Source organism: Pseudomonas sp. LBUM1672 (genome assembly GCF_059695655.1).
In genome coordinates, this window is record NZ_CP166781.1 from 2195247 (window position 1) to 2210361 (window position 15115).

Below are 15115 nucleotides of genomic sequence, written 5' to 3' on the forward strand. Positions count from 1 at the left end.
ATCCGAGGGATTTTCTTGAGCTTAGTCCCGAGCAAGAGGCCATCATTGATCCATATCAACTAGTGCACCTTTACGTTACTCCGCGCTGACTTCCATCTCTGGACTCAACGTCCCCAACCAGGCAACCAAACCCACAATCAACACCGCCGCCATCAACTCCACTACCACACTGCGCTGCAATGCATTCGCCGCCACCCGAAATTGCCCCTTGCGCAACGCCAGTTGCAGAGCCGGTCCAAGGTGAAACCGGTTCAACGCGGCGAGCACCAGCATCCCCGTAAACAAGGCGACTTTGATAAACAGCAAAATCCCGTAAGTGCTTAGAAATACTTCATCAAGCTTAAGCCCAACGATGAAGAGATAGTTCACAACACCCGTGACGGTGATGACGACCACAATCAACGCGCCCACCGATTCAAACCGTTTCACTGCGCGGGCCAGCAGCCGGATGCGCTCTTCGGTCTGCAGAACATTTTTCGCCATCAACGCTAGCGCCACCAGCGCTCCCAACCACACGCCAGCAGCCAGCAAGTGCAGGATGTCGGTAGTGAAATGCCAGACACGGCGGATGCCTTCATCCATCGCCCCATGTCCGTTCCAGGCGAGAGAGGCGAGAGCGATACCGCCAGCAATCGCCGCAACCAGCAAGCTAAAGCCGGGGGCACGATGGTTTAGCGTCACCGCCAATCCTCCAACAACCAGTGCGACAAGACGCACGACCCAGGCCAGGCCCATGTCCGTTTCCAACACCATCATCTCGATGTGTGGACGCAACTCGGCAAAGTCCGTTTCACCGCTCATGCCGCTCGCCATCACCACCATGCTCGCGATAGACAACAGCAACCCAAGCGCCGCCGTCCCCGCCAGCATCAACCGAAATGGCAACACAGCGCCCGACACGCGTTCCCGCCCTCTAAGGCTGTAAAACCCAAACAGCGGCAATCCCACCAGCAGCATCAAATCCACATACAAGCCAAACCGCAGCGCAATGCCGATCGAGTCGCTCATTAATCACTTCACTTTGAACGTAACGTTGCCGGTGATCGGGTGTGTGTCCGAAGAGACCGCGCGCCATTCGACTTTGTAGGTGCCGATGGGCAGTGGCGAAAGCGGGGTGATGACCATGGTTTTCGGGTCGCTGCCGCCGGAGACTTTGGCCTTCATCGGCATGGGGGCGTGGGCCATGCCGGGCATTTCGGTCATGACCAGTTTCGCGCCAGAAAACTGGGTCATGAGATTTTCGGAAAAGTGCAGTTCGATTTTGGCGGGTGCTGCGCCGTCTGCACCTTCAGCGGGGGAGGAGGACAGTAGTTTCGGATGGGCTTGAGCGAGTGCGCTCATCAGCAGCCCCAGGGCAACAAGGGTGGTTTTGATCATGCGCATGCGAGGCCTCTTACCGTTTTAAACGGTTGGTTTTTGGTTTTTGTTGAAGCGTTCAGAACCACAGCCGAACGCCGAGGACCAGGCGCGCTTCGCTGCGATCCTCGCCTTCATCGTTGGCGTAGTCGGCGGTTTTGCCGTAAGTGCGGTTCCAGGTTACGCCGATGTAGGGCGCGAATTCCCGGCGGATTTCGTAGCGCAGCCGCAGGCCAGCCTCGGTGTTGGATAATCCGGAACCGATACCCCGTTGCGGGTCGTTTTTGCCGTAGAAGTTGAGTTCGGCTGTCGGCTGCAAAATCAGCCGATTGGTCAGCAGGATGTCGTAGTCGCCTTCCAGTCGTGCGGCGGTTTGGCCACCTTCGCCGATGAAGGCTGTGGCTTCGGTCTCAAGGTTGTACAGCGCCATGCCTTGCACACCGAAGGCGGCCCAGGTTTGTGGTGCGCCGGGTTTGAAATCCTGGCGCACGCCGCTCACCACGTCCCACCACGGGGAGATCGCGTGGCCCCACAGTGCCTGGATTTCGGCGTCTTCGGTCTTGCCGTTGATGCGTTCGCCCTCGGAGCGCAGCCACAGACGGTCGATGTCGCCGCCGACCCAGCCTGATAAATCCCAGGCCAGGGCGCTGCCGTTGTCCGCGTCCTGCCATTCGAGTTTGTCGGCGAGGAAGTAATAGTTGAGTGCGGTGTCATGCACGCCGTGCCCGGTCGGGCTGGCGTACACGGCGGCGCGGTCGGCATCGGTCAGCGTCGGGATCGGCGTGCGGCTTTCGGTCGGCGCGGCGGGCTGCATCTGGCCGTCATCCATGCTTTGCATTTGGCTGTGGTCCATGCCAGGCATCTGGCTATGGTCCATGCCCTGCATGTCGTCGGTGGCGGCCATTGCCGAAGAAAGTGTCAGGCCCGCGGTCACGAGTGCTAAAGAGAGGGGAGTCAATCTGGTCATGGGATGCGCCTCATTCTTCCACGCGAACTTCACGGAACATGCCCATTTCCATGTGGTACAGGAGATGGCAGTGATAGGCCCAGCGGCCCAGCGCATCGGCGGTGACCCGATAGCTGCGCCGGGAGCCGGGCGGCATGTCGATAGTGTGTTTGCGCACCATGAACTCGCCATTCTCGTCTTCGAGATCGCTCCACATGCCGTGCAGGTGAATGGGGTGGGTCATCATCGTGTCGTTGACCAACACCACGCGGACCCGCTCGCCGTACTTGAGGCGCAGCGGCTCGGCGTCGGAGAATTTCACGCCGTTGAACGACCAGGCGAATTTCTCCATGTGGCCGGTGAGATGCAGCTCAATGGTGCGGCCGGGTTCGCGGCCGTCCGGGTCTTCGAAGGTGCTGCGCAGGTCGGAGTAGGTCAGGACTCGGCGCCCGTTGTTACGCAGGCCCAGTCCGGGATCGTCGAGCTTGGGCGAGGTGGTCATGGCTTGCATGTCCACCAACGGGTTGTCTTTTTCGGTGTCCGGATGAGATTGCATGCCGGCCATGTTGCTGTGATCCATGCCCGCCATATCGCCCATGCTGCCGTGATCCATCCCGCCCATGCCCATGTCATCCATGGTCACCAACGGACGAGGGTCCAGCGCGGGGGTCGGCGCCGACAAACCAGGCTTCGTTGCCAGCGTGCCCCGTGCAAACCCCGTGCGATCCATCGATTGCGCGAACAGGGTGTAAGCCGCTTCGGTCGGCTCGACAATCACGTCAAACGTCTCTGCAACCGCGATGCGAAACTCGTCGACGCTCACCGGTTTGATGTGCAGGCCGTCGGCTGCGACCACCGTCATTTTCAGCCCGGGAATGCGCACGTCGAAGTAGCTCATGGCGGAGCCATTGATAAACCGCAGCCGCAACTTCTCGCCGGGGCGGAATACACCGGTCCAGTTCATGTCGGGTGCCTGGCCGTTCATCAAGTAGGTGTAAGTGGCGCCGCTGACGTCGGCGATGTCCGTGGGGTTCATCTTCATCTCGGCCCACATCGTTCGGTCCGCGACCGTGGCCCCCCAACCTTTTTCGCTGACGTCGTGGATGAAATCACCCACGGTGCGCTTGTTGTAGTTGTAGTAATCCGCCTGCTTTTTCAGCGTCTTCATCAGGCCGACGGCGTCTTCGTCGGTCCAGTCGGTCAACATCACCACGTAATCGCGGTCGTACTGGAACGGCTCTGGCTCCTTGGCATCGATGACCAACGGGCCGTAAACGCCGGACTGTTCCTGAAAGCCCGAATGGCTGTGATACCAGTAAGTGCCGTTCTGACGGACTGTGAATTGGTAGACGTACAGGCCGCCCGGTTCGATGCCGTGAAAACTCAGGCCTGGTACGCCGTCCATGTTGGCCGGCAGCAAGATGCCGTGCCAGTGAATGGACGTGTCGACCTTTAGCTTGTTCCGCACCCGCAACGTCACAGTGTCGCCTTCGCGCCAGCGCAGCAGCGGGCCGGGAATGCCGCCGTTGATGACCATGGCGCTGCGCGGGGTGCCGGTGATGTTGACTGGGGTTTCGCCAATCGACAGATCGAAGTCGGTGCCCGTCAACACCTGGGGTTCGCCAGGGCTGGTAATTGCCCAGACCGGCGTGCGCCATAAGCCGAGACCGCCAAGCAGCCCGCCCGCAGCGAGCCCTTTCACGAAGGTGCGTCTTGTAGTGTTGGAATGCATGCCGTTGTGTTCCCCGTCCGTCAGCCTGGAGCTAGCTTGACGTCGAGGCTAACGAGCGGCACCTTTCAGAAGGCTGAGGCCAGGATTACAATTTTGACAGTTTCGCCGGTGTAGGCGCGTTGAAGCAGGAGGGAGGCGCCACTGAACGGGCGCCTTTTCTTAAAGGTGTTTTTTGGGCCCGGATGTATCAGCCACGGTGCCGCTGCCACAATTGATATACGAAGATGACTTCAACCAACGCTGATCCGGATAGTAAGAAAACAACAGCTGCCCACCCTTCATCGAATCAATCAGGCGGCGAGCAACCGCCGGTCTGACCGCCGGGCAACCGAGGCTCCTGCCAATCCGCCCATTTGCACGGGCCAGGACCGGACTCACATAAGGCGCGCCATGAATCACGATGGCGCGGTCAAACGCGTTGTCATTGAAACCCGGCTCCAGGCCTTCCATGCGCAGCGAGTAGCCATTCTGCCCGACATAACTTGACTGCGTACGGTACAAGCCGAGACTGGTAGCGAAGCTTTCGTTTTGATTGGAAAAGTTGACTGCCATGTTCTCGCCGCTGTTTCGTCCATGGGCGACCAGTTCATGAAACAGCAACTTGCGCTTCTTTAAATCGAACACCCAGAGCCGCTGTTCGGTCGAAGGCAGGGAATAGTCGATGACCGCAAGCCTTTGGGCAGGCGCTTTGCCTTGAGCGATGCTGCATTGAGAGGCGCGAACGGCGAGGTTGATGACGTTGGCGTTAGCTTTCGGCGCCGCTTTGATGAGGGCGGCCGCGAGAGAATCGGCGTAGGCTGACGGTACGGACATTGCAGTCAGTAGCAGGGCCGAAAGTAGATAGCCAATACGTAGTGGCGCCATATAGATGTCTCATCATGTTAAGTTCGAGTCTAGCAGTGCGTTGGCAGCCAGGCGTTGAATGCGGGAGATTAAGGATTATTCATGGTGCTTTTAACAAGGTTATTCGTCATAAGCCGCGTATTTTTTATGGGCTTTCTGATCAGCGGCACGGCGCTCGCGGAAACTTCGTCGATTGAGCCTGTAAATGCGCCTAGCTCCATGATCGAGGCTGCAGCGGACGATAACGTCGGTCAAGCGATCCAGGCCTCGCTTGAGCCGTTGAAAACCGCATTTCCGCCGTTGCTCACCGCACCACGCAATCGGCGGGTAGACGTGAGCCATCTGGTCATGGATTTTTATACCCATCGTGCCTATCGCGCGGCGTGGACGAATGACAGCGATGTCGCGCAATTGATCGCCAGCCTGAACGCGACCGAGGCTGACGGCTTGACCCCGGCGGACTTTCATATCGATGAATTGATCCGGTCCCAGACCACGATGCAGACCACGCCGGTAACGCCCGAGCAGCGGGCGGCTTTCGATTTGGCGACAACTCATACTTTCATCACCGCGCTGCTGCAGTTGCGTCGCGGCAAGGTCGACCCTTCGCGGCTCGATATTCACTGGAATTTTGATTCGAATGGCGTCGATCCACGTGACGACGTCAATGCTTTCTTTGCCGCGCTCGACAGTCACGACGTGGCCAAGGCGTTTGCCCAGGCACCGCCGCAAGAGGCGGTGTACGTCGGTTTGCGTCAGGCCCTGGCGCAATTGCGCGGTATCCGCGATCGGGGCGGCTGGCCGAAAGTGGTGGTCGACCATTCGCTCAAACCGGGCATGGACGAACCCGCTGTCGCGCATTTGCGCGCGAGGCTGGTCGCGGCCGGTTTCCTCGATCCGCGACTGATCCACGGCACCCAGTACGACGGTGTCGTCACCGCAGCGGTGAAAAAGTATCAAAACGAGCAATACCTGGGCGCGGACGGCATGGCAGGGGCGACAACACTGGCGGCGCTGAACGTGCCCGTTGAGGCGCGCATCGACCAGGTCCGGGTGAACATGGAGCGGGCGCGCTGGCTGCTCTACAAACTCCAGGGCACGTTCGTCATCGTCGATATCGCCGGCTACAAGGTGGCGATGTACCGCGATGGCCTGCCGATCTGGCGATCCCGGGTGCAGGTCGGTAAAGCGGCGCGCAATACCCCAATCTTCCAGGCGCAGATTACCTACATCACGTTTAACCCGACCTGGACCGTACCGCCAACGATCCTCAAGGAAGATATGCTGCCGAAGGTTCAGAGCAATCCCGGCTACCTCGCGGCCAACCGGATTCGAGTGCTGGATCGCGAAGGTAATGTGCTCGATCCGTCGACCGTCGACTGGACTAATCCTCGCGGCCTCACGTTACGTCAGGACGCTGGGCCCGACAGCTCGCTCGGCCAAGTGGTCATCCGGTTTCCCAACGACTATGCGATCTACCTCCACGACACCCCGCATCGGGAGTTGTTTGCCAAAACTGTCCGTGCGACCAGCTCGGGCTGCATTCGGGTAGAGAATCCGCTGCAACTGGTGGAGTTGTTGTTCAACGACCCGGTCCGATGGAACAGCGAAGGCATTCAAAAGCAGTTGGCCAGCGGCAAGACCGAGAACATTCGGCTGCCAGTGAAAGTGCCGGTGTTGCTGGCGTACTGGACCGTGGATTTGGGCAGCGACGGGCGAGTGGCGTTCAAGCCTGATGTGTATGGCTACGATGCGCCGGTGTTGCGGGCGTTGAATCGGCCTTCGCCTGCGCCTGTGATGGAGTTGCACACGGCGGTGGGGTCGGTGGTAGCGGCAGGGCCGGCGCGGCAGTAGGGGCGTGGGCTTGTTTTAATAAGTCCGTCCCCTTTCCGTTGTATTAGGACTTCTACATGTCCGGAATTTAATAATTAGAGTTCCAGTCCCTCTTGTACAACTGAAAGCAGATTGTGCTCAGTCAGCGCAACCGCATCCAGTTGCTGTCCGGCCTGCTCTATCGCCTGCAGCCACCAATGCGTCTCGCCATGCTCGTCCACCGTGCGCAGCAGCGCGAGTTCTTTGCCTTTCGAGTGGATCTCGACACGCCCCGCGCCATCTTCGGTAAAGCGCGCAACAGGGTCGAAGGTGATGCCGTGCTCATTGCCTTCGATCAGCAATTGGTCAATTGCATAATCGAAAGTCGCGCCCTCTGAATCGCACTCGAAGACATGCGTGGGATTGCGCCGAAGGACCAGGCCGACCTCGGTCACTGGCAGCAGCCACGCCTCGATCTGCTCATACAGCTCGTAGACTTGGCCGGGCCAGCTGTCGATCATCTGATCCGCGCTGGTAGGCCGGGTATGTTTCAGCTTTGCCGCGAGTTCGTCTGCCTTACTCATTTCGATTCCCTGTCGTGATGTAAGAGTAATCGTAGCTCCTTCAATGCCATCCGGGCTTTGCCCTGCGTCATGTCAGTGACACAAGCGTGACAAATCATTTCTACTCAACAGTCAGTTGCCCGAGACCGCCAGTTCTCCCCGCAAAAACTCCACCAGATCCCGCTGCAACCCCGTCAACGCTCCCTCGCGGCTGATCAACGCCAACTCCGTCGGCGGCAACTCCGGCAGGTCAGTACACACGCTGTGCTCCGGCAACACCGCCGAAGCCGGCAGCACGGAAATCCCCAACCCCGAAGCCACCGCCGCCTGGATCCCGGTCAAACTGTGGCTGCCAAACGCCACCCGCCAGGGGCGCTGCGCCACGTCCAGCAAACGAATCGCCCGCTGCCGATAAATGCACCCTTGCGGAAACAACGCCAATGGCAACACCCCGTTGGCCGAGTCCACGCCCGCGCCTTTGACCCACACCAGCACTTCCGGCCACGCCGCCCAGCACGGCCCGCTGTCCGGTTCGCGTTTGACCAAGGCGATGTCGATCCCACCCGATGCGAGTTTCTGTTTCAGATCCGTGCTCATGCCGCTGACCGTTTCCAGCCGGGCTTGCGGCCGCGCACGATTGAAGCCGGCCAGGATCAGCGCCATGCGCCGCGCATCGAAGTCTTCCGGTACGCCGATGCGCAGGATCTCCAGATCCAGGTCGCTGGCCAGCGCTTCAACGGCTTCAGATGACAGGGCCAACAAGCGCCGGGCGTAGTGAATCAGCAGTTCGCCATGCTCGGTGACGTTGACGTTCTGCCCGGTGCGGTCACGCAACAGCAGCGGATGACCGACCAATTCTTCCAGTTTGCGAACCTGCTGGCTCACGGTGGATTGGGTTCGATGCACGCGTTCGGCAGCACGGGTGAAGCTGCCTTCATCGACCACGCAGACGAAAGTCTTGAGCAGTTCAAGGTCAAGCATGGTGGTCTCCTTGATATTTGATTTGCCACTGACGGATCAGTATTAATTTAATTTCACACTATCATCAACGGCTCGTAATCTGAAGATCACCCTTCAGAGGATGCCAACATGACACTCAACAACACCCCGCGCCCCGAATGGCTGACCTTCGATTGCTACGGCACGTTGATCCAGTGGGATGAAGGTCTCAAGGCCGTGGTCGCCGAAATCCTGCACGACAAAGGTGACCACAGCGTTGAAGTCGCTCGTCTGATCGAGGTCTACGACTGCCATGAACATCGGCTGGAGCAGATGCCGCCGCATCGCTCGTTTCGCCAACTGAGCACGCTCGGGTTGCAGCTCGCCCTGGAGGAGTTGGGGTTGGCGAGCCTGCCCGAAGACAGTCAACGGTTGGCCGGCGCGATTCCGCGGATGCCGCCGTTCCCGGAAGTGATCGAGACCCTCGCGAAACTCAAGGCAATGGGTTTCAAACTATGCATCGTTTCCAACACTGACGACGACATCATCGCCGGCAACGTTGCGCAACTGGGCGGGCATATTGATCGTGTGATCACCGCGCAACAGGCGGGGGCCTACAAGCCGAATCCGCGGTTGTTTGACTACGCTCATGAACAGCTCGGTGTCAGCCGTGATCAAGTGGTGCACATCTGCGCCAGCCCGACGCTGGATCACACCGCCGCCCGCGACATGCACTTTCGCTGCGTGTGGATCGACCGTGGCACCGGTCGGCAATTGCTGCCGGACTACCGACCCGATGCGATATTGAACACGCTGGATCAAGTCGTGCCTTTGTTCACATCCCTGGGCTGGTAAAAACACGGAGACTTCGCCATGGCACACACCCTTGCAGGCCGTTCACGTTCCGCGCGTTATGCCGACCTCAACCTGGATTCGCAAGCCGTCATCACGGCCCGCACGGAGCTGGCCGCGTGTTTTCAACTGGCCGCGTTGCATGGCCTGGAGGAGGGCATCTGCAACCATTTTTCGGCGATGGTGCCGGGGCGCGATGATCTGTTTTTTGTGAACCCCTACGGGTACGCGTTCGCCGAGGTGACGGCGCAGAATCTGCTGGTGTGTGACTTCCACGGCAACGTCGTCGATGGTGAGGGGCAGCCCGAGGCGACTGCGTTTTACATCCATGCCCGCCTGCATAAACAGCTGCCGAGGGTGAAAGTGGCGTTCCATACCCACATGCCTCACGCCACGGCGTTGTGCTTGCTGCAAGGGCCGCCGCTGTTGTGGTTGGGCCAGACGGCGCTGAAGTTTTACGGTCGCACGGCGGTGGACGAGAACTACAATGGCCTGGCCCTCGATGAATCCGAAGGTGACCGGATTGCCAGTGTCATGGGCGACGCCGACGTGCTGTTCCTCAAGAACCACGGGGTGATCGTCGCCGGGCCGACCATCGCCGAAGCCTGGGATGATTTGTATTACCTGGAACGTGCCGCGCAAGTGCAACTGATGGCGATGGCAACCCAACGTGACCTCAAGCCGGTGCCCCATGACATTGCCCTGCGGGCCTACGAGCAAATGCGCCGGGGCGATGCCGAAAGCGCGCGGGCGCATTTGCACAGTGCGATGCGGCAGCTATCCAAAGGACAATTGCCCCTCATTACTGCGTAGACTAAGCTCACAAAATATAAGGGCTTTGGGCCTTCGCCCATGCCTTGCCCTTACAGGACGAGCTTTTGCCTATCCTCACTCAAGATCCGGAGCAAATCCCGGGCGGCGCTTTGAAACGGTTATCCCTGCTCAAGGCAGCGGTGCTGTTTATCGCCACGGTGTGCCTGTGTCTCTTTGCTCTGCTTTACCTGCAGCTGGAGCAATCGCGGCGCCACGCGCTGGCAGTGGCGCAAGTCTCGTCGTCGAACCTGGCGCGCGCGATGGCGCAGCAGGCTGAAGACACGTTCATGAAAGCCGACCTGGTGTTGACCAGCCTGGTGGACTGGATTCAGGCCGATGGTTACGGCGCGGCACAAAAACCACGCTTGCAGAAAACCTTCGCCCGGCGGGTGCAGACACTGGGTCAATTGCACGGGATCTTTCTGTTCGACAAACAAGGGCAGTGGGTCGTGACCTCATTCGAGGATTTGACCCATGGTCCCAGCGTGGCTGATCGGGAGTACTTCAAGTTCCACCAGCAGAACGCGTCCACCCTCGCGCACATCGGGCCGGCACTTCGCAGTCGGGAGAATGGTGACTGGATCATTCCGGTCTCCAAACGGTTGAACGACAAGAACGGCAACTTCCAGGGCGTGGTGTTGGCCGGGATCAAAATGGCCTACTTCGATCAGTTCTTCAAAAGCTTCAGCATCGATGACAATGGCTCGATGTTTTTGGCGTTGGCCGACGGCACGTTGCTGGCGCGCAGGCCGTTTGTGGAATCACAGATCGGCACGTCCCTGGCCAAGGGCGAAATTTTTCAGAAGCGCTTGCCTGCCGCGCCTGCCGGCAACGCGATGATCAGCTCGGTGGTCGATGGCGTTGTACGTTTGTATGGCTACCGTCAGCTCGACGCGTATCCGCTGGTGGTCTCGGCGGCATCGTCCAGGGACTCGATACTCAAGGAATGGTACGGCACCGCCTTTCAATCCAGCGTCATCGTTGCCCTGGTGGTATTGGGTGTCGGCCTGTTCGGCTGGGTGTTCGTTCGCCAGGTGCGCGTCGGCGTGCGGGTCGAGGCCGATTTGCGCAAGGCCAAGGACGCCCTGAAGCTGATCGCCACTCACGACAGCCTGACGGGCCTGGCCAATCGCCGGCTGTTCGAGCAGGCGCTGGACATCGAGTTTGGCCGAGGCGCCCGGCAGTCGAGTTCGCTGAGCCTGGTCATGCTCGATATTGATTACTTCAAGCGCTACAACGATGCATATGGCCATGTAGCGGGGGATCATTGCCTGGCGGAAGTGGCGCGGGCGGTGAAGGGTTGCTGCCATCGCAAAGCCGATCTGGCGGTGCGTTATGGCGGCGAGGAGTTTGCGGTGTTGCTGCCCGACACCGACCTTCATGGCGCAGTGGTGATTGCCGAACAGATCCGTCGTAGCGTCATGGACAAGAACATCACCCACAGCGGTTCGCCCACGGGTTACGTGACGGTCAGTCTTGGCTGTTACGCGTTTGTACCGACCGGGCACGACAGCATCGAAGTGTTCATAGAGCGCGCGGATGCAGCGCTTTATCAGGCCAAGCATTCGGGTCGAAACCGTTCGGCGGTGCTGTCGATGGAGGGTGGCGTGGAGGCGTTGATGCGCTCTGATCGTTGAAACATTTGTGCCGTTGTTTCAGTGCTGCAACAGTTCATCGTCCGTTTGTCTACCTGTCAGGTCCATCTGCTTTGATCGTCTAGAGTTCCGGTAGCTCTGCCGAACCCGTCAGGTCTCCCCACAGCACGGACGATCGCCAAAATGTTGATACCTCAAGCATTGACAGCCGTTGCTCTAACCCTTGCAGCCTGCGCTGTCTTTCCGCTGGCCAGCCAGGCTCAATCGAATATCTCGCCGCAGGAAGCCAACGCCTTTGTGACGGTGCCGCAGTACCCGTCCGAAGATTTCAAAGCCGTGGTGCAGTCGAATGTCGACACGTTGTATTCCATCGCCTGGCTCGATTTGACCAAAGAACCGCTGGTGATTACCGCGCCGGACACCGCCGGGCATTTTTACGTGTTGCCCATGCTCGACATGTGGAGCGATGTGTTCGCCGCGCCGGGTGGATATGCGACGGACACACAGGCCAGTGAGTTTCTGCTGACGCCACCGGGATGGGCCGGAACGGTGCCGGCAGGACTGAATCATTTGCCGGCGCCCACGCCCTTCGTCTGGGTTGTCGGTCGCACCGACGTCAGCGGAGCGGTGGACTATGCGACGGTAAACAGGATTCAGGCGGGCTACACCGTGACGCCGTTGTCGCAGGTCGGCAAAAAAACGGAGCCGGTCGCAATCCATGCTCGAGTGGTCACGGCGGGTCGATGATTGCCGGCACTCTCGGCGGGTATGGCAACTACGTTAAGCACACTGAGTAGAGAGCAGCCGAAGATTTCCCGTCATTGGCCGCTTCTACGCGTCCAGCTGCCGGTCCCGCCTCCCGCACCGCCGGTCCCTCCACCGGCAGCGCCCGTGCCGCCGCCCGCACCCGAGCCACTGTTCCCGGCATTTCCACCATTGCCTTCTCTCGATGAGCCATATCCGCCTTTTCCCCCGTCAGAGGTATATCGCCCTGAGGGTTGATCCGGAGAGTGATTGGGCGACATGATCGAGCGTCCGCCAGACCAGGACCGTGTCTCGCTCGCCTCATTGTCGTTGCCGGAGGCTGCGTAAGTGACCCCTGTTGCTGCGGCCAGCAAACCCGTCAACAACAGCGTGGTGATTTTGATGTTCATCTGCGCACGTCTCCCAGGATCAGTCGTTACCTGCTGATGGTGTAACGGGGACGGCGGAGGGTGTTGGCGGGATGACGAATGGTGATGACGCCTTCGCGAGCCGGCTCGCTTGTCTCCCGCAGGGATTGCGCTGAACCTGTGGGCGCGAACCTGCTCGCGATGGCGCTATCAAGCGTGACTCAAGCCTCGGGAACACCATTCTCCCACGCCGACCAATTGTTCAAGATGTCCTGCACCAACGGATTCCCCGTCCGATACAGGTTCTCCAGCGCCGGCACAAACCCGCCCTGATCCGCATACTTGAGCAGGTTATCCACCTCACTCTGACCCGGTGCCGGTCGATCAAAATCGGAGCCGGCACGCACCACTGCCAGGCGTTGCACATCCACCAAACCCTCGCGACTGGCGCGCAACAGCGCTTCATAGGTGGAGTTGTCTTCCTGTTGCGTCGTGCAGTATTCGCCTTTGTTGTCGGTCAGGAGTTTGGTCCAGACCTCGGCACGCTCACTCAAGCGCGTCCCGGAAAACCAGGTGTTGCCCGCCAGCGTGTCGCACCGGGTGACTACCGGCGGCTGATTGGCCGGGGCCGACGGGTACTTCAGACGCCACGCCGCCGATTCCTTGCTCTCGCTCAGTTCAACGTTGTGAGTCAGCGCGAATGCCTTGGCCTGCAACTTCGGATTGAGCTCGAACACTTCGGTCTTGTAATCCAGCGGCGGTTTTTCGTTCGGGCCTTTGGTGTTGATGCCGATGTACCCGGTCGGCCAGTCCTTCGGCGCGTCGCGCGAATCCAGTTCCCACTGGGTGCCGAACTCCACCAGATAATGCGCCCACGCGGCCGTGCCGATGGTCCCGTGTTTCGGGCTGATGCCGGCAATCCCGGCGATCAGGAAATAGCTTTTACGCAGGTCGAATTTTGGCGACAGGGCCAGGGCCAGTGTCGAAGCCGCAGCGTTGGTCTGGCCCATGCCGGTGACCATCAGGCACACCTGCTGCGTGTTGCAGCGAATGGTCGGGTACTCGGCGGACAGGCCTGGCACCCGGACTTCCTGCTTGAGTTCCAGGCGATCAATCCAGTTTTGCGCCTCAGGGGCGAACATGGTGATCAGCATCACTTTCGGCTGGATCGGCGCTTCGCTCGCCCAGGCAGTGGAAGAGAGCAGGGCGGCACAGGCCAGGGAAACACGCGTCATTGCATTCATAAAACCTCCAGGTTCAATCAAGCCTCAAAACTGATAACCGATGCCGGCGTAGTAACCCCAGCCATTGGAGCGAGCGCGAAAGTCGCCGTCGCCGAAATTCAACTCGCTGCCATCGTCCCAGTTGCCGCCGTTGTGGAAATAACGGCCGACCAGGGTGAAGCGCAAATGGGTGAACGAGTACAGCAACACGTTGGTGGCGACGGTGGCGTTGGCGGTGCGGGCCGGGTTGTCCTTGTGCAGGTCCGAGCCGAAATCGAAGTTGGTAAAGCCGATGTACGTCAGCGACGCCCCGTTGCTGAAACTGCTGATCGGCACGATGTATTTGAGTTGGGCGCGGTAGCCGTCCCACGAATACTCGTTGCTGGCGCCGTAGTTTTCCCACTGATAACGCCCGTAGAAATTCGCCGACAGATTGACTCGCGAGTGGGTGTCGATGTCGGTGCCCAGGCCGCTGTACAGCGTATTGGCGCGGTTGGCGCTGTTGCTGCCGTGGTCGTAGATCCAGTCGAACGCCACGTACCATTCCTTGAACGGCCCGATGGCCAGGCTGCGGCCGGCGAGGTAGTCGATGGAGATGCGCGGTTCGTGCTCCATGAACACCGGTGAACCGTGGTCCCATGCGCCTTTGTCATGACTGTTGCCGATGTCGAAGATCTTCGGGATGTCGATGTAGCCGTACAACTCGAACGGCCCCTTGCGCCCGAAGTACTCGTACTCCAGGTAAATGTCGTCGGCCGGTTGCGGGCCGAAACTGATGTCTTTGCTGCCGATGACGGTCAGGTCCTGGTTGAACCAGTCCGACAGGTAGACGCCTTTTTTCGGCGGGCTGGCTTCAGGGCTGAGGGTTTCGCCCTGGGCGGATTCTTCGGCGGGGGCGGGTTGCGCTAAAACGGTGCTGCTGAGTAGTCCTGTAACGCTGGCCAACAGCAAGGAAACAGCAAAGGTGCGCGAGCAAGTCACGCGGCTGGACGAGCGGTGCATTAAAAGTCCCTTTTCGTGCGGATCGAAAGCCCGGTTCTTCGGGCGTGCGCAGTTATGTCGTGAAAACGTCTGTATCAGCGACTCGCAAACGTTTGCACAAGCGATGCCAATTATTTCAATTCCATGAAAAATCGATGAATTCAGAGTTTTTATTGTCGTTTTGGTCAGGTACGCGGGCTGACGCTTCTGTAGCAGCTTTGTGGCGAGGGGATTTATCCCCGTTCGGCTGCGAAGCAGTCGTAAAACCTGAACGCACGGTCTATCTGATACACCGCATTGCTTGATTTCGTGACTGCTTCGCAGCGAACGGGGATAAATCCCCTCGCC

The 15115-nt window shown here is 59.5% G+C and carries 14 protein-coding genes; 5 read left to right on the forward strand and 9 right to left on the reverse strand.

Translation table 11 applies throughout. The features are described 5' to 3' along the window. Positions 1-75: 75 nt before the first annotated feature. The 5 genes from copD to ACA053_RS09990 all read right to left on the reverse strand — a co-directional run bounded on the left by copD (position 76) and on the right by ACA053_RS09990 (position 4898). Positions 76-1008: a copper homeostasis membrane protein CopD gene (gene copD, locus ACA053_RS09970; RefSeq protein ID WP_497395255.1), complete on the reverse strand. Its 933-nt coding sequence runs from the start codon at positions 1006-1008 to the stop codon at positions 76-78. 3 nt (positions 1009-1011) lie between these two features. After that, on the reverse strand, positions 1012-1383 hold the full coding sequence (copC, locus tag ACA053_RS09975) for a copper homeostasis periplasmic binding protein CopC (RefSeq protein ID WP_497316901.1): 372 nt from the start codon (positions 1381-1383) through the stop codon (positions 1012-1014). A gap of 52 nt (positions 1384-1435) precedes the next feature. Continuing rightward, a complete protein-coding gene (locus ACA053_RS09980; RefSeq protein WP_497395257.1) occupies positions 1436-2323 on the reverse strand; it encodes a copper resistance protein B in 888 nt (295 codons plus the stop codon). 10 nt (positions 2324-2333) lie between these two features. After that, the gene (locus ACA053_RS09985; protein WP_497395259.1) at positions 2334-4034 is read right to left on the reverse strand and encodes a copper resistance system multicopper oxidase; all 1701 of its coding nucleotides are present in this window, start codon (positions 4032-4034) and stop codon (positions 2334-2336) included. 159 nt (positions 4035-4193) lie between these two features. Next, positions 4194-4898, reverse strand: coding sequence for a murein L,D-transpeptidase catalytic domain family protein (locus ACA053_RS09990; RefSeq protein WP_109629087.1), 705 nt, complete (start codon positions 4896-4898; stop codon positions 4194-4196). 81 nt (positions 4899-4979) lie between these two features. Between ACA053_RS09990 and ACA053_RS09995 the strand changes: the two genes are divergently transcribed. Next, positions 4980-6731 carry a L,D-transpeptidase family protein gene (locus tag ACA053_RS09995; protein WP_497316909.1) on the forward strand — a complete coding sequence of 584 codons (1752 nt, stop codon included), beginning with the start codon at positions 4980-4982 and terminating at the stop codon, positions 6729-6731. Between the two features lie 74 nt (positions 6732-6805). Here the strand turns inward: ACA053_RS09995 and ACA053_RS10000 are convergent, their stop codons facing one another. Both ACA053_RS10000 and ACA053_RS10005 read right to left on the reverse strand, forming a co-directional pair. Then, on the reverse strand, positions 6806-7273 hold the full coding sequence (locus ACA053_RS10000) for a hypothetical protein (protein WP_497316911.1): 468 nt from the start codon (positions 7271-7273) through the stop codon (positions 6806-6808). Positions 7274-7384: 111 nt separating this feature from the next. Beyond that, entirely contained in the window at positions 7385-8233 is an 849-nt protein-coding gene (locus ACA053_RS10005; RefSeq protein WP_497395262.1) for a LysR substrate-binding domain-containing protein, read from the reverse strand. Positions 8234-8341: 108 nt separating this feature from the next. Between ACA053_RS10005 and ACA053_RS10010 the strand changes: the two genes are divergently transcribed. The 4 genes from ACA053_RS10010 to ACA053_RS10025 all read left to right on the forward strand — a co-directional run bounded on the left by ACA053_RS10010 (position 8342) and on the right by ACA053_RS10025 (position 12198). Continuing rightward, a complete protein-coding gene (locus ACA053_RS10010; RefSeq protein ID WP_497395264.1) occupies positions 8342-9046 on the forward strand; it encodes a haloacid dehalogenase type II in 705 nt (234 codons plus the stop codon). 18 nt (positions 9047-9064) lie between these two features. Beyond that, a complete protein-coding gene (locus ACA053_RS10015; protein ID WP_497395266.1) occupies positions 9065-9856 on the forward strand; it encodes an aldolase in 792 nt (263 codons plus the stop codon). Positions 9857-9921: 65 nt separating this feature from the next. Further along, the gene (locus tag ACA053_RS10020; protein WP_497395268.1) at positions 9922-11493 is read left to right on the forward strand and encodes a sensor domain-containing diguanylate cyclase; all 1572 of its coding nucleotides are present in this window, start codon (positions 9922-9924) and stop codon (positions 11491-11493) included. 141 nt (positions 11494-11634) lie between these two features. Continuing rightward, the gene (locus tag ACA053_RS10025; protein ID WP_497316919.1) at positions 11635-12198 is read left to right on the forward strand and encodes a DUF1254 domain-containing protein; all 564 of its coding nucleotides are present in this window, start codon (positions 11635-11637) and stop codon (positions 12196-12198) included. Positions 12199-12784: 586 nt separating this feature from the next. Here the strand turns inward: ACA053_RS10025 and ACA053_RS10030 are convergent. Both ACA053_RS10030 and ACA053_RS10035 read right to left on the reverse strand, forming a co-directional pair. Then, positions 12785-13807 carry a purine-nucleoside phosphorylase gene (locus ACA053_RS10030; RefSeq protein ID WP_109629103.1) on the reverse strand — a complete coding sequence of 341 codons (1023 nt, stop codon included), beginning with the start codon at positions 13805-13807 and terminating at the stop codon, positions 12785-12787. A gap of 24 nt (positions 13808-13831) precedes the next feature. Further along, positions 13832-14788 carry a nucleoside-specific channel-forming protein Tsx gene (locus tag ACA053_RS10035; protein ID WP_497395270.1) on the reverse strand — a complete coding sequence of 319 codons (957 nt, stop codon included), beginning with the start codon at positions 14786-14788 and terminating at the stop codon, positions 13832-13834. Positions 14789-15115: the final 327 nt, after the last annotated feature.